Here is a 21828-nt window from a genome sequence, read left to right as displayed (position 1 = left end):
GCTTATTTGTTAACTCCCTTTCTCTTGACGAGGCTTCGTTGGATCACAATTTGGTTTCTCAACATTTGTCGCTTCAGCTAGCTTCATCAGGTAATAACATTCTTCACGTAACATATGATCTGCCATTAATGGAGAAAATGTACCCAAAGTTTGGGCACTAAGCTCCAATTCTTCTATTTCGTGAAGGAAATTTTGAAAAAGTTTTATTTCTAATGTTGCATCTGAATTCATTTTTTGGACTGCCGGAAAAGTGTTTAATTTTGTTCTTAAAAATCCGGCCATTTCCACAGCTTTTAAATAAAAGTCTTGGAAATGTTTTGTATAAAGGTCACTTTTTTCTTTTAATCTTTTTTCAACACTGTCTAAATTCACTGAAATAGCACTGGCATGCCCGGCAGCATCTAACAACCAAATAAGATGATGATGAAGCTCATGATAGATTGGCGGAATTTGCTGTAAGGAAAAATGCTTTAATATTCGTAAATATTCTTCTAATTCATTAACCATATGATTAATAAATGATGGAGAAAGATGAATCTTAATACGGCCTGTAAGATGCCTTTTTATCAAATTTAACTTATAATCGCGAAATTTCACAGCTGCCCCTTCAGCAGCTGTTGTCAACCGGGCAATATCATTTGACTTAGCTTTACCAAGAAGGTTGTCAAATAATTGAATAAACTCAGCTGCTGTATCGATTTCTTTTTTTTCAGCAGGTGCTAAAGCATCATGGATAAAACGTGAATGGTCGCCTAAGATTTGCAACCAAAAACGATGCTCAAATCTTGCAGTTTTCTCAAATTCATTCATAGTTTTCCTCCTATTAAAAAATACCTATACCACTTTGATATTTATTCTTTTTCAACTTTTGTTATGTCTAAATAAAAAAACAACCGGTAAACATTTGTTCACCGGCTGTTTTTTATTATGCTGATTTTACAGGTTTTTTCAAGAATCCAATTAATAATGCAGACACTACGGATCCAATTAAAATTGCTAGTGCATACTTAAGGGCACCGTGTTCAACAAGCGGCACTACGAAAATTCCACCATGAGGCGCTCTTAGACCGATACCGAAAGCCATTGATAATGCCCCGGCAATTGCAGCACCAATCATATTTGCAGGAATGACACGTAGTGGATCAGCTGCTGCAAAAGGTATTGCTCCTTCGGTTATAAAGGATAATCCCATGATATAACAAGCCTTACCTGCATCTTTATCCTGTTTATTAAATTTATTCTTAAATAATGTTGTAGAAATTGCAATGGCTAAAGGAGGTACCATTCCTGCAGCCATAATAGCTGCCATAGGCTCATATACTCCGCTTGACAATAGACCTGTACCAAACACATAGGCTGCTTTATTTATTGGGCCACCCATATCAAATGCCATCATAAGTCCTAAGATAATTCCTAATAATACCGCATTTCCTGTTCCTAAACTAGTTAACCAATGAGCTATAGCCTTATTTAACATACCAACAGGTTTATCCACAGCAAAGAGCATAATAAATCCGGTAATGCCTATTCCTAAAAGAGGATAAATCAAAATACTTTTAATTCCTTCCAATGATTGAGGAAGGTTCGCAAATACTTTCTTCAAAAGAACAACTACATAACCTGCAAGGAAACCTGCTATCATTCCTCCAAGGAACCCCGCCCCGCTACTGGCGGCCATCATACCGCCAACCATACCCGGCGCAAAACCCGGACGGTCAGCAATACTTAAAGCGATGAATCCTGCAAGAACAGGAACAATCAAACCAAAGGCGTTTCCTCCGCCAATTGTCATCAGTGCTTCAGAAATCTTGTTGTAGGTTGGGTCACCGGGTTTAAAAGAGTTATAACCAAACATAAAGCAAATTGCAATTAAGATACCGCCGCCAACGACAAATGGAAGCATATTTGAAACACCATTCATTAAGTGCTTGTAAAAGCCAGTTCTACCTTTTTGATCTGTACCTGATTCATTTTTGCTGCCGCCTGCATAAACTGGAGCATCCTGGATTAAGGCTCTATCAATTAATTGCTTCGGCTTGCGGATTCCATCGGCAACTGCCGCTTGAATAACATGCTTTCCTTTAAATCTTTCCATTTCAACGTTAATATCTGCAGCAATAATTACTGCTACTGCATTTTCAATTTCCTCTTTGGTCAGAACATTTTTTGCACCGCCAGAGCCGTTTGTTTCAACCTTGATATCCACACCCATTTCAGCAGCCTTTGCTTTTAATGAATCCGCTGCCATATAGGTGTGCGCAATGCCGGTAGGGCATCCGGTAACAGCTACAATTGCGTTCTTTTTGTTTGAAACGTCTTGTACTTCTTCGTCTTCTTGATCGTGGATGTTAATAACCTTAATAATTTCATCGGCAGTTGTTGCTGCCATTAATTGATCGCGGACTTCTTGTTTCATTAAAAGCCCGGAAAGACGAGCTAAGGCTTCTAAGTGTGTATTATTGGCCCCTTCAGGAGCAGCGATCATAAAGAACAAATGTGCAGGCTGTCCATCCAATGACTGGTAATCGATACCGGCAACTGATTTACCAAATGCGATTGCCGCTTCTTTGACTACTTTTGTTTTGGCATGAGGAATGGCAATTCCCTCTCCGATACCTGTTGTACTCTGTTCTTCGCGCTTTAGTATTGCTGCCTTAAATTCAGCACGGTTGGTTATTTTTTTAGCATTTACTAACACATCAACAAGTTGATCGATTGCTCCCTCTTTTTTCCTGCCCTCTACATTTAAAAGTATTGTACTCTTTGTTAGCAGTTCAGTAATTTTCATATGTTTCTCCCCTTATAAAATTTCTTTAATATAAACTTTCGAAACTATTTCCTCTATCTTTTCCTTTGTACATAAACCAAGTGAAAATGCAGTAGCACTTCCTGCAGCAACACTTTGTTGAAAAGCCTCTTTCACATTATTGCTTTTCTGGTATGCGGCCAAGAAGCCTGCCACTACTGAGTCCCCTGCACCAACTGAATTTTTCACGCGGCCTTTTGGAACTTCCGCAATTAAGGACATATTTGCATTAATCAATACTGCACCTTTATCTGCAAGGGAAACAATTACATTTTTTGCTCCCATTTCGATGAGCTTTTTCCCATAAGGAATAACTTCCTCACAACTGGATATAGTTGTGTTAAATAATTCTCCGAGTTCGTGATGGTTAGGTTTAATTAGGAAAGGATTATAGGCAAGAACTTTTTTGAGAAGGTCGCCTTCAGCATCACAAACAAACTCCACTCCGTTTTCCTTACAAATTTTCACGAGTTCTTCATATGTTGTTTCAGGTAATGTTGAAGGAATGCTCCCTGCTAAAACTAACAGATCATTCTTAGATAATTGACTAATTTTCTCCATTAACAACTGAAAGTCTTCTTCCGTAATGTTCGGACCTTTTGCATTTATTTCAGTCTCTTGGCCCGTTTTAAGTTTGATATTAATTCGTGTATCATCTTTTACCTTAATAAAATCTGTTTCGATTTTTTCATTATGGAGATAGTCTTCGATGTATTTCCCTGTAAAACCGCCGTTAAATCCAAGTGCAATACTCGTAACACCCAGTTCACTTAATACTCTTGAAACATTAATGCCTTTACCGCCCGGATATTTTGTTTCCGATATGGTCCGATTTAAATCGCCTAGCTCAAAACTTTCAAGTTGAACAATATAATCAACCGAAGGGTTTAATGTTAATGTATAAATCACGCTGTCACGACCTTTATTGTTGTTCTTTTTATATATTGTTTCTCAGTATCTTCTTCTATTTCGTTTGTGATAATTGCAGCCTCCTCAATATTGGCTATTTTCGCAAAAGAAATTTCAGAAAACTTTGTGTCATCTGCTAAAACATATACTTCCCTAGAAAGAGACATTGCCTTTTGTTTCACCATTGCTTCTTCCTGGTCTGGGGTTGTAAAACCAAATTGAGGATGAATTCCATTTACCCCCATAAAGCATTTATCAAATCGATAAAGCTCAAGACCTTCTAATGCGCCTCTACCGATTGTTGCATTTGTATTCGGCTTTGCAAAACCGCCGATTAAAAAAGTCTCTATTCCTTTATTTAATAAGGAAGTTAAATGCATTAATCCGTTTGTCACAACAACAATCTCTTTTACGTTTAAAAATTCAGTCATTTCAGTAACCGTTGAACCTGCATCAAGATATATGCAATCACCTTTTTCTACCAAACTCGCAGCATACTCGGCTATAAGCCGTTTTTCTTGAAGGTTTTTGGAAGATTTCTCAATCATACTCGGTTCTTGTAATTTCCCTTGAAGCCTTGAGGCACCTCCATGAATCCTTTTTAAATATTTTTCTTCTTCAAGTTGTGATAAATCACGGCGTATCGTTGATTCCGATGTATTGGTTAAATCAACTATTTCCTGGATTTTCACTATACTTTTTTCTTTTAATAACTGTAAAATGATTCGATGACGTTCCGGTGTTAACAAGTCATCACCACCTTGAATTTGTATCTTGATTATATCTTACTGAAAACGATTGCAAAAATCAATCATTTTCTTTCAAAAACTTTCAAAAAAATGATTGCTTTTGATTGTTTTCGATTTTTTGTCACAAATTTAAACATACATACTTAGTAAATTGTTTTTCCAAATATAAAAGTGCTAATTAATGACATGGTCAAAAATCACAAACCCCGGGAAATACTATCCGGCATTCGTTCTTTTCAAAAAATGTGTATAATAATAAGGACTACATAAAGCAAAGGATGATACACTTGAACATTACCGGACATTCTGTTGAAAAACTAGAAGATCCATTTGGCTTGTTGACTGGTGACAGATATGAATTTTTCCTTGAACTTGAAGTGGATGAAGAGGATGAACTTTATTCTGATAAAGGTATTGGGTTAAAAGTTATTTTCGTCATTGAGGAGAATCAGACAAGGATTACGAATTATCATTTTTATGAAAGAGGAAGCGAACAAGTTTTAGATTTCGCTCTCGAAGAAGAGGAAGAGGAACAGGTCCTTTCTTATTGTCAGGAGAATATTATCGAATAAAAAAAAGCAGGTTCAAAACCTGCTTTTTTAATGCATAAATTTTTCTATTTTTTAATCACATGAAGTTCTTACTATGATTATGAATTACTTGCAATTCTTTAGTCGTAAGGCTCATTTCACTTTTACAAATAGGACACAGGGGCACGTCACTGCTTTTAAAATTATCGCGAATCCAGCATTTGCAATTATCTGAATTGCATACCCAAATTTTTGTTTCTTCCAATTTTACTTCTTCATCATTTCTTCTTCCAAACGCCAAAACGATCACCCCTTGTACTTATTGCATGACTGTTTTTGAACACTTTGCTTCTTTAAAGGCTAATAAAATTATTGTTAACCAAGTTAAGAAGGCAAAGAGCAAATGGAATTTATGCACCATTTAATATATATGCTTTTTCCTACTGACATATAACCTTTTGAACTATCTTTATATTAAAATATAGATAAAAAGGTGATGCCCTTATAATTGCATCACCTTTTATTTTAGTAAATTAAACTGCTTTTACGTTAGCTGCTTGCGGTCCACGAGCGCCTTCAACAATTTCAAAAGAAACTGATTGGCCTTCTTCTAAAGTTTTGAAGCCTTCTGATTGGATTGCTGAGAAGTGAACAAACACGTCTTGGCCGCCTTCAGATTCAATAAAACCGAAACCTTTTTCTGCATTAAACCATTTAACTTTACCGTTTTTCATGGATAGTACCTCCAACTAATAGTTCACTTTAAGTTTATTGTACATTTAAAAATAAAAACCGTAAATGCACATTGGGCAATAGACATCCCCCACTATTTCGTGCAGTTACGGCTACTTGATCCAAATAAATATTTAACGAACTTAAAAGCGTATTTTTATTTTATCTCACATTAGACCTTAAGTCAATTATCTTTTAAACGCTTGATATAATAGTAGTTAATATTTATACAGATTTCCCCGAAGGAAAATCTCCATAAATTCTACAACAAATCTTTGGATATCTGCTTCCATACCAATATAATCTAAATCTTCCGTTTTTTCTTTATCGGGTTTTGGACGAAAATCGGCAATACTTTTTCCTTTTGCGGTACCAAATTCCTCTACCCGAACACGTCGTGAAATATATTTTACTAAATTTGGATCGATTAATGCCATTAGGGGAACAACATCATGCATAGGCGCACCTTTAATACCGGGTACAATTTTTTGATAAGCCTTAAAATAATAATCAAAGGCCGGTTTTAGCAGAGGCCTGAAAGGGGTTGGGCTGTTTTCTCCCAAATAATCAATGATATCCGGCGTGATGATGGCTTTATTGGTTATATTTAAAGGATGTAAAAAGATATTCCTTCCTTTTTCCATTACCGTATTTGCAGCTACAGGATCGGTATAAAAGTTTGCTTCAGCTTCAGCTGTAATATTTCCCGGCACTAAAAAAGCACCGCCCATAATATAAAATGCGTTTACGTCCTTTAAGGCATCATTTCCATATAAAATATACATCAATGCCAACTCAGTCAATCTGCCGACAGAAACAATAACCAGGTTATTTTTATATTGTGTAACAATTTCAAGGACTTTGTTAAAATCATACACTTTAACATTTGCTAAATTTTCCGGTGGTTTGATAGGGCCTAATCCTTCTTTCCCATGAATTTCCGGATAATATTGGATTGGTTCACCTAATAAGGGGCCTGCACTACCGGCAATAATCGGAATATCATCTCTACGACCCAGATTTAATAAGTATGCTGTATTTTTTATCGATTTCTCTTTGGGTGTATTTCCATAACCACTGACAATACCAACAAGGTTTATTTTCGGATTTAGTAAGGCATACATTATCGCAAAGGAATCATCTATTCCGGGATCGGCAAACATAAGCACATTGACCATTTTTTTCCCCCTTTAAAAATTGCTACTTATTTATTCTATTCCTTTTTATGTAAAATAAAGACCCCGACCCGCATTAAACACGAGCCGGTATTATCTACCTTTATTATGCTTCCTTTTTCACTCTTGTTGCGGCTTTCTTTCTTGGTGCCGAAGCCTTTTTTGGTTTTGTCCGATCAATTGATGCCTGCAATGCTGCCATTAAGTCGGTGACGTTTGATGCTACTTCTTTTGTTGCAGGAGTCACCGTTTCTTTACCAGTTCGTTTCGATTCAATTAATTCCAATAGAGCTGTCCGATATTCGTCCGTATATTTTTCAGGTTCAAACTGAGATGTTAATTGATCAATAAGTAAAATAGCGGTATCAAGTTCTTTTTTCGTGACTTTATCTTCGGAAGGGACACCCGGCACATCTCCTGCACTTCTGACCTCATCCGGATAATGAATTGTTTCCATAACCAATGTATTTTCATATACACGGATGACGGCAAGCTGCTCCTTTGACCGGATAATAATTTTAGCAAGCCCGACTTTCTGCGTTTCCTGTAATGCTTTACGTAATAATGAATACGCTTTCCCTCCCCCTTCATGCGGAGACATATAGTAGCTCCGATCAAAGTAGATGGGATCAATTTGTTCCATTTTTACAAAGTCAATTATTTCTACAGCCTTTTCTTCGTTTTCTTTCCGTAATTTTTCCAAGTCATCATTATCAAGGACAACAAATTTTCCCTTTGTATATTCATAAGCTTTCACAATGTCCTCGGATTTGACTTCCTCCTCACAAACAGAGCAAACCTTTTCATATTTTATTGGCGCATGACATTTGTTATGAAGGGTACGGAGTTTAATGTCCTTATCCTCTGTTGCAGTATGAAGCTTAATGGGTATGTTAACAAGCCCAAAGCTAATGCTGCCTTTCCACATCGTATGCATAAGTAATTTCTCCAATCTTTTTCTTTTTATTTTACGTTTCAACGATGATCACATTCCTAAAAACTACTGGAAACGGATGATTCTCAACACATTAATACAAAATAAGAAAAAAGAAGGGACAATCCAGTAATGAAACCAATGCTGCCAAGTCTAACTTTTGAACTTCCTATTCATTCCGATTGGTACTATGAGGTGAAATACGATGGATTTCGAGCCATCTTGGATTGGAATGTCCAAGGAATGGAATTAACAAGTAGAAACGGTAAACCATTATTACCGCAATTTCCTGAAATTAAAGAGTTCTTACTCACATTTGAGGAAGTATTTAAGTCATATCTGCCACTTCGACTTGACGGTGAACTTGTTTCACTTGAAAATCCCTATAAGGGGAATTTTTCGGCCATCCAGGTTCGAGGAAGGTTGAAGTCCGGGAAAAAAATAAGCGAGCAAGCAAGGAAATCTCCTTGTTGTTTAATGGTCTTCGACGTATTAACGCTAGCTGGCAAGCCTCTTTATTCCACAAACTTCCAAAAACGAAAAAATGAGCTTATGAAGCTGTTTCAGAAAATTGGTTTAGGGCTGGAGGTTGAACCACATGAACATCAATTACTACAGCTTGTTAAAGCGTATTCGGATTTTAATGATTTATGGGAAAAGATTGTTCTTTATGACGGTGAGGGTATTGTCGCAAAATATAAAAATAGCCTATGGGAGGAAAGAAAACGTTCAACCCAATGGTTAAAGTATAAAAATTGGAAATATGTAAGTTGCTTTGTTACTTCATACGACAAAACCAATGGCTATTTCTATTTAGGAGTTTACAATAACAAAATGATTCATCCAATTGGTCAGGTACTGTTCGGTTTTAAACCGGAAGAAAAACAGGCACTTCAACAAATCATTAAACAAAATATGCAGCGTGAGGATTCACAATTCATTTATGTTTTACCTGCTATTTGTCTTGAAGTGAAATATCTGGAGCTATACGAAAATCAGCTGAGGGAGCCGCATTTTAATCGCTTTCAATTTGAGGTAGACCCCTTGGAATGTACGTATGAGAGATTTATTTTTCAACAAAAAAATTTACCTAAAAATTTAGAAATAACCCATCCGGATAAACCTCTTTGGGAAAAACTCGAAATACATAAGGCTGATTATATCCTTTATTTGCGGGAAGCTTCACCCTACATCCTGCCATTTTTAAAAAATCGTTTATTAACCGTTATCCGTTACCCTCATGGGATGTTTGGGGAAGCTTTTTATCAGAAGAATTGCCCGGATTATGCTCCTGATTTTGTTCAAACTCATAGAAATGAAGGTATAGACTATATTGTTTGCAATGATCTAAAAACGCTGATCTGGCTTGGGAATCAATTAGCAATTGAATTTCATATTCCCTTCCACACCATTAACAGTAGGGGGCCAAGTGAGATTGTCTTTGATTTAGACCCTCCGTCCAAAGATGCGTTTCACTTGGCAATTAAAGCAGCTTTATATATTAAAGAGGTCCTTGATCAATTACAGCTTATCAGTTTTATAAAAACGTCAGGAAATAAAGGCTTACAGATATACCTGCCATTACCGGAGAATACTTACACATATAATGATACAAGATTGTTTACCAGCTTTATTGCTGAATATTTAATTTCCAGAGACCCCCAGTCATTTACGATAGAAAGGATGAAAAAAAACCGTGGTAATCGACTGTATGTTGACTATGTACAGCATGGGGAAGGAAAAACCATTGTTGCTCCATATTCGATGAGGGGGAACGAACATGCGGGTGTGGCAACACCGTTATTTTGGGAGGAAGTAGACGATAAACTTGAACTTGTATCGTTTAATATGGAAAATGCCTTAAATCGAATTCGAAAAAATGGCAATCCATTTCATCATTACTTTCAAACGAAAGAAATTCAACGATTTACGCCAGTACTCGAATTTTTAAAACAGGGTTCAGCAAAAAAAGGATAAGGGGCCCTTATCCTTTCATTGTTTGCTGTAAAAATTGCTGTGCACCTTCTTGAAGCCTTTCATACGCTGGCTGTTCCATATAATCATTTTTGGAAACTAACGAAAAAGTTTCGCCATTGAGATCAACATTAACAGCAGCTTGATAAAGATACGTAGCATTTCCAATGAGATCGATCGTGTAATTGCCATTAAAATCGTGAACAACACATTGTACTTTGCCGCCATTATTATAAACATTAATTACTGACTCAGAATGATTTAATTCTTGTAAATAAGTGACTAATGATGAAGCTGACATCGCTGTTCCGCATGCATTCGTAAACCCAACGCCCCGCTCAAATGTTCTCACATATATATTACCTGCATTGATTGCTTTAACAAAGCTGACATTCACACCATCAGGAAACAATTCATTTGGTCCATTTACTTTTTCACTTAGCTTCTTCTGAATATCAGTTTGGAAAACTTCTGTTTCCACAATCGCTATCAAATGCGGATTTGGTACCGCAATCGCAGTAAAACTTAACTCCGTTGATAACTCTTGTATTTTTTCATTTTGTAATGTAGCCTGATTTAATTTTAGCGGCAGGTCATTTAACTTAAACGAAACCGGAGAAATTTCCACTTGATAGGTGACTACATTTGGATATAAATCCGCTTGTTTACTTACCTTTAAATCAGCTTTCATGGTTTCAATTACTGCTTCATTTAGTTGAAGCATCTCACAAATATATCTGGCAACCAGGCGAAGACCGTTTCCGCACATGGAAGCTTCTGAACCATCAGCATTAAATACACGCATTCTTCCATCAGCACGATTGCTTTTCATGACAAAAAGGATCCCATCTGCTCCTAATTCGGTATCCCGATTACATAACAATCTTGCTAACGATGCTCTTTCATCTTCCGAAAAAGAATAGGAATTAGAAATTTCATCAATCAGAAGAAAATCATTACCTGACCCATGACCTTTGATAAAATCGATTTGCACTGTTAAAACCTCCAAAATAGAGTGACAATTTAATACCTATTCTATCAAACAACAAGAATGAAAGAAACCCGTATTCATTGAGGATAGTATATTCACATTTATTAAAATTGATGACTTATTACCGTTCAATAAAGTATTCATTGATTAATAATGACATTCTGACAAGCTTGTCCTCTTCTGATAGCCCCTCCCAAAATGAAAGTACCGGGGTATTTGGTTCCGGAAAAATAGGGCTCCACTCTAATGGCATCCACCCACGGCGAAGCCTCCCTACCTGCTTATTCGAATTATCTAAGAGATGTTCATCCATAAAAAATAATGACCCTTCTACCGCACCAATGAATCTTCCTGATGCATCATGCAATTCTTTTTTTGGCTTCCTCCAAGCTACCTTCTTTTTTTCAAAGGAACCCATATAGACATTGTTCCGGTCATAAATATCAATTTTTAAATAATTTTTTCCCTTCACCTTAAAAACCGCCATTACTTTGCCTTGAAAATTATAGAGAGCAAACATTTTTGATAGTCCAAGGATATTGAAGCCTTTTTCGCGGTATTTTTTGATTTCACCGGCTTGATGGCCATCCGGAAAATAAAGAAGTAAGCGTGGATTTTGAGTATTTAAATAGACCACTAATAGTTGCTTAGCATCAAATAGCGATAAATAGAGGCTTTTAGATTTGCTCATATTTTTTCCAATAACAATTGACTGCTTGAGTCTAAATAAATAAATTTGAAAACCTATTAGACTGTACACGATAAAAGGTATTGTTAATAACATGATTTCTTTATTTTGGAAAAATGAAATATTTCCTCCGACAATCATGATCGTTGGAACTAATGCAACTATACTCCCATTTAAGCTTATATTGGCGGTATCCCGGTAATATTCATGTATTTTCATCCAGAAAACTCCTTATCACATCCTCTTGTATCAGTCTATTATTCAAATCTCTAAATAATGATAGGATTTTCCGGATAAACCTATTAAAAAAATAAAAGAAGAGACTATTCTCCAGCCTCTTCGAGTGTATTTACCCAATTTAAAATGTTATTAACCGAGGACTTTGCATCCTCGTAGCCCTGATTATACAATTCTTCTAATCTTTGCGGGCTTCGTTCCATTCTTCCAACCTTTAATGGTTTAATAGGGCGAATGATAAAAACATTTCCTTCCTTTTCTTCATTCTCTAGGTATGCAACTGTATCATTATAAATTCGATAGCGATTTCTTAAAGCTTTTTGCAGTCCCTTATATTCAGGATATTTTCGGTCGACAAGAAAATGAAATTTCGATGACTTTTTCTCGTAACCCCGGTTTCTAGTTAGGATCACGATATTTTTCGTAAAACCATCCTGCTGTGCTTTTTTGATTGGGATAGGATCACTAATTCCTCCATCAAGCAAAATCTTATCTTTATATCGTATTTCAGGTGCAATAAACGGTAAAGAACTCGAAGCCCTTAGTACCTTTAATAGGTCTTTCCCATATTGTTGCTTTTTATAATACACCGGCTCCCCCGTTAGACAATCCGTCGTACCCACAACAAATTCAGACGGACTGCTATAAAAAACATCATAATGGTAGGGAACATGTTGATTTGGAATCTCATCAAAAATAAAGTCCATTCCAAAAAATTGCCGATTTTTAAAATAATTTCTCCAAGAAATATATCTTGGGTCGGAAGCATATTGAATCGTAACGGTTTTATTTCTTCCTTTTTGCTTTGACAAATACGAGGCAGCATTACATGCACCAGCGGACACTCCGATTACATACGGAAAAAATAATTGTTGTTCTAAAAAGTATTCCAGGACACCCGCAGTATAAACACCGCGCATTCCCCCTCCTTCTAAAACCAAACCGACTTGATTTAACACATTCCTTCTTCCTCTCTGTAAATCCTTGCTTTAATCGCTTATGGACTCATTATATTGCATCTTCTATTATTCGCAAAATCAAACGCCTAACTATCCCGCCAATTAATCTCCGATGGAATCCAATCAAATAATCAACCTGTTATTGAATGAATCTGAAAATCCATGGAAATCGATATTCTTGACCATCATAGGCTTTGATTGCTGCAATAATTGTAAAAACAAATGCCATTATCGGGAATAACCATAAACCGATGATTCCGATTATGACAATCGTTAAAATTCCGCTTATGACGGTATAAATAAAATAAGAAATCATAAAGTTAAAGTACTCTTTTCCATGGTAATCAATGAAAGATGACTCTTCCTTTTTTAACAGCCAAATAATAAGCGGTCCTAATACAGGAGTAAATATACCAAGGACATAGATAGCAGCCGCAAGCATCCTTTCTTCATTTTTAACCATTGTTCTTCCCCCATTGGAAAATGATATATTCTACCTTAATAATTACGCTTCTCTTTATAAAAGGTTTCATCATTTATGAAAATTACGTTAAAATTAAATGAAAAATGCAATAGCTATCCACTTTCCCTTCCGCATAGCTCTTGATAAAATAGAAAAAATACTATTATTAGCATAAAGAAAGGTTTAATATGACGAAAATACTTTTAAAAAATGCAACAATTTACCCAATTACATCAGAACCGATTAAATACGGGGATGTATTAATTGATAACGGAAAAATTGCCAAGGTCGGTGTTAATCTCGCCACAGAAAAAAATGTAAAAATGATTAATTGCGGAGAGCATTACCTGCTGCCCGGCTTTATTGATGTCCATACACATTTGGGGCTTTATGATGAGGGCACCGGTTGGGCCGGGAATGATGCAAATGAAACAGCTGAAGCTTTAACCCCGCATATCCGGGCTATTGATGGAGCATATCCCTTGGACCCTGCCTTTACTGATGCTGTCAAAAGTGGCATTACAACAGCCCATATAATGCCCGGGAGTGCTAATGTCATTGGTGGAACCACTTCCGTTATAAAGACAACCGGGAAGAATATAAAACGTATGATTGTCCAAGAGGTAGCAGGACTAAAAATTGCTTTAGGAGAAAATCCCAAAAGAATTCACAGCCATGGCAATAGTGATTCGATTACAAGAATGGGCATTATGGGAATGCTTCGGGAAGCCTTCTATAATGCCATTCATGCTGATAACCCGGAAGATCTACGGATTGCTCCCATTATAATGGCACTAAAAAAAGAAATTCCTGTACGGATTCATGCACATCGGGCAGACGATATTATTTCAGCAATTCGTTTCGCAGAGGAATTTAATCTTGATTTACGAATTGAGCATTGCACAGAGGGACATTTAATCGCTGGTGAGTTAGCAGACTTAAATCTTAAAGTTTCAGTCGGCCCCACATTGACACGAAGATCAAAGGTCGAATTAAAAAATAAGACGTGGAAAACCTATCAAGAACTATCAAATCATGGTGTCGAAGTGTCGATTACAACGGATCATCCATATACTCCGATTCAATACTTGAATATTTGTGCAGCTATTGCTGTCAGGGAAGGCCTACCAGAACAAAAAGCATTAGAGGGGATTACAATTCATCCTGCAAGGAACTTAAGAATTGATGATCGTCTTGGAAGTATTGAAGAAGGAAAAGATGCTGATTTAGTGTTATGGAGCCACCATCCTTTTCATTATTTAGCAAAGCCTAAATGGACCATGATTGGCGGAGAAATGGTCTATTCTGAATCATAGAATAATGTAGAAAATTGCCATATAATGTTCATGAAAATAATGCAAAAATCTATTCCTTTTTTGCATTATTTTTAGTATCATACTCTAAGAAAGACTGTTTTAGAATTGAAAACCTTGGAGGTTTTTAAACATATAAAAGGCAACAAAAAAAATGAAATAGGGAAGGCAAATGGTGCGCCACCAGTAAACTGGTTCTAGTGGGTTCGATTCCCACCCCGAAATTTTTTAGTATCTTAAATAAAAAATTTCGAGGGTGGGCCGCTTCTTTAGACATGGGATCGGATTGCCCTAATTGGAGGGAAATGCATGCTCAAGAAACGTGATCTTCATGACAGCCACGCATTGTACGAATTAATGACGCATCCTGATGTCTTCCCTTTTGTACGTCAAAAAGCTGCATCATATGAAGAATTCTTGTTTATTACCAAGCAAACGATTGAAGCAGAAGAGCGCGGCGAATTAATTTCAAGGACTATTCTTGATGAATGGGGAGCGCCGATCGGTACGATTAATCTGTTTGATATTGAAAATAATGCAGGATTCTTAGGCACTTGGCTTGGAAAACCGTTTCACGGTAAAGGCTATAATAGCCCTGCTAAAGATGCCTTTTTTCAAGAGCTTTTTTACGAAATGGGTATAGAAACTGTTTTTATGCGGATTCGAAAAGTAAACATTCGCTCCATCAAGGCTGCTGAAAAACTTCCATACGTAGTAAAGGCAAACGAAACAAGAAAATCCATTTTTGAGCAATTAAACGCAAATGGTGATGTTTACGATTTATATGAAATTCCAAAAGACCAATATACATTCCACCTTATGAGGTCCGGGACATTACAAACTGATTCTTCACAATTGTTGGAAGCATAAAAATAAAAAGCTGACTCACATGAGTCAGCTTTTTATTTTTGCCTTTTGAGCACTAGAAAAATCCCCTTTAATTAAAATGACTTAGCTGGATAAGTGCCAAGTAATCGTGTTTAAAAAATATTAATCCGTTACATTTTGTTCGATTGTTACATTAATTTCACTAATACCCATTTGGAGCAAAAAATCATCTAACTCCTCATTCGTTAACGTTTCAAAGCGGCCATCATGAAAAAACACTTGGGTTTGATTTGGATTAATGCGGTTCATGTTAAAACTCATTTTCTTTGCTCCTTTCATTGATGATTACTTCTATTATCCACAAAAGAAGATATTTTCATTCCACGATATCAAATAGTTCGAAAAATTGTAAAAGCAGTTTGTATAGTTTGTGAACAGCATTAAAAATCAAACTTAATAAAGACCCTTTAAGTAGCGGCAGGGTCCTTGTTCAACGGTTAATCTTGTGTATTTTTTTGTTTAAAAACTATCTCCAAATATAAGTTTCGTACAATATACGTTTTATAAAGCTCTATTTTTCGATGCTCAATCGGATGTTTGGTAATTCCCGCATGCTTTAATTGTTGAATATACCAACCTTTTGATCCCTGATAGGCCATTGCTTTATCCCCTTCCAAAATTGCTTGTTCTACAATTTATGAAAGGACTGTTTTTATATTCCTTTTATTACGCCAAAAAAACGCTTTCCGTGTTATAATTATTTTTCGTGAAACTAATGAAAATGGGGAAAAAAACTTGAATCAAACACATACAAAAAAACAAAAGCTAAGACAACTTATTAATATACTTATTCCAATATTAATTACCCAGATAGGACTTTTTTCAATGAATTTCTTCGATGTTACAATGTCAGGGCATTATAGTCCCTCTGATTTAGCCGGAGTGGCAATTGGCTCTTCGTTGTGGGTGCCGGTTTTTACTGGATTAAGCGGAATTTTACTCGCCGTTACTCCTATTGTAGCCCAGTTAATCGGGGCTAAAAAACAAGATAAAGTAGCCTTTTCTGTTATTCAAGGGCTGTTCCTATCCATCGTCATGGCTATATTAGTTATTGGGATCGGATCATTGTTACTTGATCCCCTTTTAAATGGCATGAACCTGGAGGAACATGTTCGGAAGGTTGCTCATAACTATCTGGTCGCCTTAAGTTTTGGGATGATTCCTCTCTTTACCTATAATGTTTTACGATCATTTATCGATGCACTTGGAAAAACACGAGTTACCATGATGATTACCATAACCTCATTACCAATAAATATCATTTTCAACTACTTTCTTATCTTTGGAAAATTTGGTTTTCCTGAATTAGGAGGAGTAGGATCAGGTTTCGCTACAGCCATAACATACTGGATTATTACCATTATTACTATTTTTATTATTTGTACAAATCGTCCATTTACTAATTTTGCTATTTTTAAGACTTTTTATCGTGTTTCGTTCTCAAAATGGAAGGAAATACTAAAAATTGGAGTTCCGATTGGTTTCGCAATCTTTTTTGAAACAAGCATTTTTGCGGCTGTTACTTTATTAATGAGTACCTTTGATACAAATACAATTGCGAGTCATCAGGCTGCATTAAATTTTGCATCATTTTTATATATGCTTCCGCTTAGCATTTCAATGGCGTTAACCATCCTAGTAGGATTTGAAGTAGGGGCACAAAGGTATCATGATGCGAAAGAATATAGCTGGATCGGACTAGGGATTGCCATTTTACTTGCATGTTTTTGTGGACTCATTTTACTTTTGTTCCGATCTAAAATAGCCGGCATTTATACTGCTGATCCAGTTGTTTTAAAACTAACCGGCCAATTTTTGGTATATGCTTTATTTTTTCAACTATCTGATGCAATTCAAGCCCCTGTTCAAGGAGCCCTTAGAGGTTATAAAGACGTAAATATTACCTTCTTAGCTTCATTGGTATCCTATTGGATAATTGGACTTCCATTAGGGTATTTAATGGCCGTTCATACTGAACTAGGCGCTTTCGGGTACTGGATTGGCCTCATTGCCGGTCTCGCTGTTGGAGCGATTTGTCTATTAAGCAGGCTAATATGGGTACAAAAGACCAAATATCAACCAGTAAAGTATAAAAAATCCTGATTCTTTAAAGAATCAGGATTTTTTATACTTTGGTTCTTCATCCATTTTTACTTTATAAACCTTATTCAACACATTCATCCCGCCTGTTACGGGAATGATGCTTCCTGTTATAAAACTGGAATTATCATCAATAAGAAACGATACCACTCTTGCAATATCTTCTCCGGTTCCAGGTCTGCCCACCGGTGCCATCTCATCACCGGAATGTAAAGAATCTGCAATATTTTTTTCTTTCCACTCATTTACTATATCCCCTGGGCAAACCATATTTGCTGTAATCCCATTTTCCGCTTCCTCCATTGCAATTGTCCTTGTAAGGGAAGCAAGCCCTGTCTTTGCTGCCGCAAATGCTGAACGATGAATCCAGCCGGGGGCTGTTTCAACCCGATCAAAGCCCATGGTTATAATTCTCCCCCATTTCTGCTTTCTCATCAAAGGAATAACCAACTTTGTTAAGTAAAAAACAGCAGATAAATTTCCGGATATTAAATAGTTCCATTCTTCAAAAGAGTATTCCGTTAAATTTTTTCTTTCATGTACATATGGCCCTGCATTGTGTATCAATACATCAATGGTGGAAAATACCGAAAGTGACTGGTTGATTAATCGAATACAATCATCCTTGTCAGCCACATCTCCTTGGATAGTAATTACGTTTATCCCATAGACTTCGTTCAAATGCTTTGCTAAAGATATCGCCTCTGATTCACTTTTTCGAAAGTTGATGACAAGTTGGTATCCTTTTTCTGCAAGCTTGTAAGCGGTTATTTTTCCAATACCAGAGGCTCCTCCTGTGATCAAAGCAGTTTTTTTGTTCACGCACAATACCTCTCAATTTTTTATTTCTTCCTTTACTCTATGTTAAAAAGATTTATTTATATATGCAACTTTTAGCGATTAACGTTACTACTATTCAAAAAAAGAGCTGAAGTAGGTTTTAATAACGAATGAAAGGTCATTTGCATATTATGGGTATCAATAGGACCAAATTGCGAAATTTGCAAACCATATTAAGCAACTTTTATCCATTGAAAGGATGGAAAATTATGTTTCCGTGGAATATGTTTCCTTTTTCTAAAGATATGAAGGATGTAATGCAAAAAATGAAGCCTGATCAAATTGAAGGCTATGTACAAGATTTAATGGGAAAAATGATGCCTGGAAATATGAGAGGCATGATGAATCCTCAAGAACTGTTTAGCGGCTTTCAATCCCCACTTTCACAGCAGCACCCTACAACCGATGTATTAAATTCATCTGCCTTTGAAACCCATGACTTTGTTTTCGTAAGGATTCCCATTAAAAGTGACGAATGGCTGAAACAGCTTCGTATCTATCATACATCGAATCAGTTGATTGTTGAGCATATTCCGCAGGCTGAAGATAAACATACAATTACTCTCCCAGCAATTGTAAAAAAGAAAGGTGCATCTGCCAATTTCAAAGATGGCATTCTTGAAGTAAAAATCCCCAAAAATGTGGATATGCAATTTTCACAAATTGACGTTACAGAAATAATGTAAACGTCATTTTTTTTGTATTTTTTAAGCTGGCTTTTATCACCGCTTAGCCTCTTCCTTTTTCGTCCAAGACTAACCCTTCCATTATTTCATTATGTACTTCAATTAATTGTAATTTCACTTCTTGTGATAAAGGAGAATTTACAACTCTTTTGACAGCAGTATAATATTTTTCATAACGATTTTTTCGGATTCTTGGATGTGAATTTTCATCTAGCAATTCTCTTTTTATTGTTTCCTTTAAGATTTCTTCACTTTTATTTCCTACCGTTACTAGAGCACGATTGTTCCAAATTGTACGATACTCTGCAAGCAATGAATCAAAATACACTGACATATTTCTCACCCTTTGTGAATATTACATATCTTTTCATATAATTGCAAAAAATAGTTTAAAACCATTTATTGAAAGGAGAAATTTAAATGTCCACCCCATACCGATGCCCAAATTGCAAAACCAATCGAAGTCGATTTAATATTATTCAACAGGTTGCGCATTCAGTAAAGCTCGATCCACAATCCGGTGATGTCGTCCGCGAATACGGTGAAAATAATTTAGAACCGTTTCACCTTGCCTATAATGGACCTGATTACCGAGTACAATGTGGTGCTTGCGGATTAATAGAGGATGAAAGAACATTTATTAAATTTGGTGAGCAACCTTTGTAAATTTCACAATAAACACCTTTATTTTTGGGTTATCCATTAATAAAGGTGTTTAGCTTTTTATTATTGGCTCTGTTAAACTTGCCTGTTGATTTCCGCTCCAGGCACTCGCTTTCCGCGGGCGGTCGGGAGCCTCCTCAAGCATTAAGCCTGTGGGGTCTCCCTTGACCTGCTTTTCCCGCAGGAGTCTCGCGCCTTCCGCTCCAATCAACATAGTGAGCAAAATCAACAATGAGCTTTAATATAGCCTTATTATTAAAGATTATTTTCTTTCAAAAACCGTTTGGAATCCACTTTCCAAGCGTCAATAGGTGAAAATCGGACTAAATGAATTTCTCCTTTGAATATTTGTCTGCCTTTGTTTTTTATGTACCAATCAATCTCAATTGGAACGTCTAAATTAATTTCTTCTGTTAAATCCTCAGCAGGTAAAAGAGGCATTCTTGATATCTTTACATTATCAATTTGTGCTAAGATTGGCTTCCATTTAATCCGTTGAAGTGATGCTAAGGAGGGAATTCTTGAATCCTGCTGCTTGAGTCCTGCAATATAGGCAGTTATGACCTCGTATGGATTGGCTTTTCCTAAATAATCATCCAACTTTCCAGCTGCTTTCAAAACCATAAGCATATGCGACAAGTCCATCGAATTTGTCCGATGAGTGGTACTGCCATAAAAATGAATACAAAAATGACCTGGAAAATTATTTTCTAGGGCACCCGCCCCATGCGGCATGCCATGCATCGATGCTGCAATCCATTGATCTTTATGGATCACGATGATGGCTCGGCGCTTCCAGCTCCATTTTCCTCCGTAAATCTTTTTCATAATTGCCGTATCTTTTGCAGTCAAGGGCTGTACATCTGCATGATGACTACCTGCCCGTCTTTGCACCTTGAATTGCTTCCCTGTTTCAATATCCAGAACGGTGAATTTAGCATATCTTGGTACTAAATGATCAACTTCTTTCCACGGCGGCATCTCAATCTTATAGCTAATATCAGAAGCTGCTTTAACGTAAATTCCATGAAGGAGGATTAGTATAAATACAATTAAAACTGTTGCCTTTTTCATCAAATCCTCCTCTCCAAGTAATTTAAGGCTACATTAAAAGAGTTACCTGAAGAGGAAAATATCATTCATTTTTTCAATTGATTTTAGATTCAAATTCAAGCTTTTCGAGCTGTATCTCAATTTGATCCCAATAAATATTTTCACCGATGAAAACTAGGTTTAGAGGTAACTTCATATACTCTTGCATATAAATCGGCATTCCATAAGAAAATTGAAAAAGCGTTGGGTAACTAGAATGATCAAACTGTACATAGCCCTTAATCCGATAAATAGTATCGGGCAAACATTTTAAAAACTCTTCAAACATTGAATGGCTAATTGCTTTGTGAAATTGATAGACAAAAGTTGTTAAGTTTAATTTCTTTTTTTGTTGTACTATTTCTGTTTGTCTATCAAATGAAACAGTCAGCTTTCTTAATTGGTCAATCGCAATCTGTGAATAGTTGGTAAGAAGGCATTTTGCTTCGGAATTAATTGATTGTATTTCATAGGTGATCCTTGCCTGTTCTGACTCACTTAACTCATTCATTTTGTTTATTAAAATTAGATCTGCATGTCTTACTTGTTCGAGTATGAGTTGCTGCAGCTGTGGACTAAGATTTTTTCTGTCCATCCATCGTAAACCATCAACAGTAGTTAAAATGCCCTTTATTAATAACCTGTCAGCAAACAACGGTGAGAGAATTGCATCTAATACTTCTACAGGGTGCGCAGCACCTGTTGTTTCAATGTAAATAACCTCTGGTTTTTCTTCTACCAATAACCCTTGAAGCTGTGTCTCGAGCTTGTCCTGAAGGGAGCAGCAAATACATCCGCCTAACAGTTCTTTTAAGGCTACATCATCATTTGTAACTGAATCTGAATCTATCGAGATTTTTCCTAATTCATTCATCATTACCGCTGCTTTTCTTCCTAAACGACGCTCATCCTCAAGCAATTGTTTTAATAAAGTTGTTTTCCCGCTCCCCAAAAAACCTGATAAAATATAAACCTCTGCTTTATTCATATTCATTTCCCTTCACAATCCTTTTTACAATGCTTCTATTATAGCTTAAAACATTTGTCAATTTCATCTCCAACATATAAAAAGCGGATGATTCTCTCATCCGCTCAGATT

At 36.3% G+C, this 21828-nt stretch carries 25 protein-coding genes; 7 read left to right on the top strand and 18 right to left on the bottom strand.

Features of this window, described 5'->3' with window-relative positions:
• Positions 1–9 precede the first annotated feature (9 nt).
• The 4 genes from AC3ANV_RS09545 to AC3ANV_RS09530 all read right to left on the bottom strand — a co-directional run bounded on the left by AC3ANV_RS09545 (position 10) and on the right by AC3ANV_RS09530 (position 4464).
• Positions 10–810 carry a DUF2935 domain-containing protein gene (locus AC3ANV_RS09545; protein ID WP_488313381.1) on the bottom strand — a complete coding sequence of 267 codons (801 nt, stop codon included), beginning with the start codon at positions 808–810 and terminating at the stop codon, positions 10–12.
• 115 nt (positions 811–925) lie between these two features.
• Positions 926–2788 (bottom strand): PTS fructose transporter subunit IIABC, encoded by a 1863-nt coding sequence (locus AC3ANV_RS09540; RefSeq protein ID WP_488313380.1) that lies wholly within the window; start codon positions 2786–2788, stop codon positions 926–928.
• Between the two features lie 12 nt (positions 2789–2800).
• A complete protein-coding gene (gene pfkB, locus AC3ANV_RS09535) occupies positions 2801–3715 on the bottom strand; it encodes a 1-phosphofructokinase (RefSeq protein ID WP_488313379.1) in 915 nt (304 codons plus the stop codon).
• Positions 3712–4464, bottom strand: coding sequence for a DeoR/GlpR family DNA-binding transcription regulator (locus tag AC3ANV_RS09530; RefSeq protein WP_488313378.1), 753 nt, complete (start codon positions 4462–4464; stop codon positions 3712–3714). Before AC3ANV_RS09530 ends, pfkB begins: the two co-directional genes overlap by 4 nt.
• 278 nt (positions 4465–4742) lie before the next feature.
• Between AC3ANV_RS09530 and AC3ANV_RS09525 the strand changes: the two genes are divergently transcribed.
• Positions 4743–5036, top strand: a complete 294-nt coding sequence (locus AC3ANV_RS09525; protein ID WP_488313377.1) for a DUF6509 family protein — start codon at positions 4743–4745, stop codon at positions 5034–5036.
• A 55-nt stretch (positions 5037–5091) separates the two neighbouring features.
• On the opposite strand, the gene AC3ANV_RS09520 is transcribed toward AC3ANV_RS09525, so the two are convergent.
• The 4 genes from AC3ANV_RS09520 to ku form a co-directional block, all read right to left on the bottom strand.
• Positions 5092–5295, bottom strand: a complete 204-nt coding sequence (locus tag AC3ANV_RS09520) for a cold-shock protein (protein WP_307404653.1) — start codon at positions 5293–5295, stop codon at positions 5092–5094.
• A gap of 232 nt (positions 5296–5527) precedes the next feature.
• Positions 5528–5728: a cold-shock protein gene (locus AC3ANV_RS09515; protein ID WP_488313376.1), complete on the bottom strand. Its 201-nt coding sequence runs from the start codon at positions 5726–5728 to the stop codon at positions 5528–5530.
• A 216-nt stretch (positions 5729–5944) separates the two neighbouring features.
• Positions 5945–6904, bottom strand: coding sequence for a nucleoside hydrolase (locus AC3ANV_RS09510; RefSeq protein WP_488313375.1), 960 nt, complete (start codon positions 6902–6904; stop codon positions 5945–5947).
• A 103-nt stretch (positions 6905–7007) separates the two neighbouring features.
• The gene (ku, locus tag AC3ANV_RS09505; RefSeq protein ID WP_488313374.1) at positions 7008–7838 is read right to left on the bottom strand and encodes a non-homologous end joining protein Ku; all 831 of its coding nucleotides are present in this window, start codon (positions 7836–7838) and stop codon (positions 7008–7010) included.
• 129 nt (positions 7839–7967) lie between these two features.
• On the opposite strand from ku, the gene AC3ANV_RS09500 reads away from it, so the two are divergent.
• Positions 7968–9812 (top strand): DNA ligase D, encoded by a 1845-nt coding sequence (locus AC3ANV_RS09500; protein ID WP_488313373.1) that lies wholly within the window; start codon positions 7968–7970, stop codon positions 9810–9812.
• A 7-nt stretch (positions 9813–9819) separates the two neighbouring features.
• Here the strand turns inward: AC3ANV_RS09500 and dapF are convergent, their stop codons facing one another.
• The 4 genes from dapF to AC3ANV_RS09480 form a co-directional block, all read right to left on the bottom strand.
• Positions 9820–10803, bottom strand: a complete 984-nt coding sequence (gene dapF / locus AC3ANV_RS09495) for a diaminopimelate epimerase (protein WP_488313372.1) — start codon at positions 10801–10803, stop codon at positions 9820–9822.
• 118 nt (positions 10804–10921) lie between these two features.
• Complete coding sequence (locus AC3ANV_RS09490) at positions 10922–11707, bottom strand: hypothetical protein (protein WP_488313371.1); 786 nt, start codon at positions 11705–11707, stop codon at positions 10922–10924.
• A 104-nt stretch (positions 11708–11811) separates the two neighbouring features.
• Entirely contained in the window at positions 11812–12684 is an 873-nt protein-coding gene (locus AC3ANV_RS09485; RefSeq protein WP_488313370.1) for a patatin-like phospholipase family protein, read from the bottom strand.
• 139 nt (positions 12685–12823) lie between these two features.
• Positions 12824–13147, bottom strand: coding sequence for a DUF4870 domain-containing protein (locus AC3ANV_RS09480; RefSeq protein ID WP_488313369.1), 324 nt, complete (start codon positions 13145–13147; stop codon positions 12824–12826).
• A 188-nt stretch (positions 13148–13335) separates the two neighbouring features.
• On the opposite strand from AC3ANV_RS09480, the gene AC3ANV_RS09475 reads away from it, so the two are divergent.
• Positions 13336–14463 carry an amidohydrolase gene (locus AC3ANV_RS09475; protein ID WP_488313368.1) on the top strand — a complete coding sequence of 376 codons (1128 nt, stop codon included), beginning with the start codon at positions 13336–13338 and terminating at the stop codon, positions 14461–14463.
• A 306-nt stretch (positions 14464–14769) separates the two neighbouring features.
• Positions 14770–15330 carry a GNAT family N-acetyltransferase gene (locus tag AC3ANV_RS09470; protein WP_488313367.1) on the top strand — a complete coding sequence of 187 codons (561 nt, stop codon included), beginning with the start codon at positions 14770–14772 and terminating at the stop codon, positions 15328–15330.
• A gap of 120 nt (positions 15331–15450) precedes the next feature.
• Here the strand turns inward: AC3ANV_RS09470 and AC3ANV_RS09465 are convergent, their stop codons facing one another.
• Both AC3ANV_RS09465 and AC3ANV_RS09460 read right to left on the bottom strand, forming a co-directional pair.
• Positions 15451–15609: a hypothetical protein gene (locus tag AC3ANV_RS09465; protein WP_488313366.1), complete on the bottom strand. Its 159-nt coding sequence runs from the start codon at positions 15607–15609 to the stop codon at positions 15451–15453.
• 176 nt (positions 15610–15785) lie between these two features.
• Entirely contained in the window at positions 15786–15947 is a 162-nt protein-coding gene (locus tag AC3ANV_RS09460) for a YflJ family protein (RefSeq protein ID WP_488313365.1), read from the bottom strand.
• Positions 15948–16083: 136 nt separating this feature from the next.
• Between AC3ANV_RS09460 and AC3ANV_RS09455 the strand changes: the two genes are divergently transcribed.
• Positions 16084–17451, top strand: a complete 1368-nt coding sequence (locus AC3ANV_RS09455) for an MATE family efflux transporter (protein WP_488313364.1) — start codon at positions 16084–16086, stop codon at positions 17449–17451.
• Positions 17452–17463: 12 nt separating this feature from the next.
• Here AC3ANV_RS09455 and AC3ANV_RS09450 read toward each other — a convergent pair whose 3' ends face one another.
• Positions 17464–18270 (bottom strand): SDR family oxidoreductase, encoded by an 807-nt coding sequence (locus AC3ANV_RS09450; protein ID WP_488313363.1) that lies wholly within the window; start codon positions 18268–18270, stop codon positions 17464–17466.
• Positions 18271–18497: 227 nt separating this feature from the next.
• On the opposite strand from AC3ANV_RS09450, the gene AC3ANV_RS09445 reads away from it, so the two are divergent.
• Positions 18498–18974: an Hsp20/alpha crystallin family protein gene (locus tag AC3ANV_RS09445; protein WP_488313362.1), complete on the top strand. Its 477-nt coding sequence runs from the start codon at positions 18498–18500 to the stop codon at positions 18972–18974.
• Between the two features lie 43 nt (positions 18975–19017).
• Here the strand turns inward: AC3ANV_RS09445 and AC3ANV_RS09440 are convergent, their stop codons facing one another.
• The gene (locus tag AC3ANV_RS09440; RefSeq protein ID WP_488313361.1) at positions 19018–19308 is read right to left on the bottom strand and encodes a hypothetical protein; all 291 of its coding nucleotides are present in this window, start codon (positions 19306–19308) and stop codon (positions 19018–19020) included.
• Positions 19309–19394: 86 nt separating this feature from the next.
• Here AC3ANV_RS09440 and AC3ANV_RS09435 point away from each other — a divergent pair, with 86 nt between their 5' ends.
• Complete coding sequence (locus tag AC3ANV_RS09435; RefSeq protein WP_488313360.1) at positions 19395–19640, top strand: DNA alkylation repair protein; 246 nt, start codon at positions 19395–19397, stop codon at positions 19638–19640.
• A gap of 252 nt (positions 19641–19892) precedes the next feature.
• On the opposite strand, the gene AC3ANV_RS09430 is transcribed toward AC3ANV_RS09435, so the two are convergent.
• Positions 19893–20711 carry a hypothetical protein gene (locus AC3ANV_RS09430; protein ID WP_488313359.1) on the bottom strand — a complete coding sequence of 273 codons (819 nt, stop codon included), beginning with the start codon at positions 20709–20711 and terminating at the stop codon, positions 19893–19895.
• 73 nt (positions 20712–20784) lie between these two features.
• Positions 20785–21717, bottom strand: a complete 933-nt coding sequence (locus tag AC3ANV_RS09425; protein ID WP_488313358.1) for a CobW family GTP-binding protein — start codon at positions 21715–21717, stop codon at positions 20785–20787.
• Positions 21718–21828 lie beyond the last annotated feature (111 nt).

It is taken from the genome of Neobacillus sp. DFD-2R, assembly GCF_057747865.1.
This window is presented reverse-complemented; position numbering and strand designations above follow the sequence as displayed.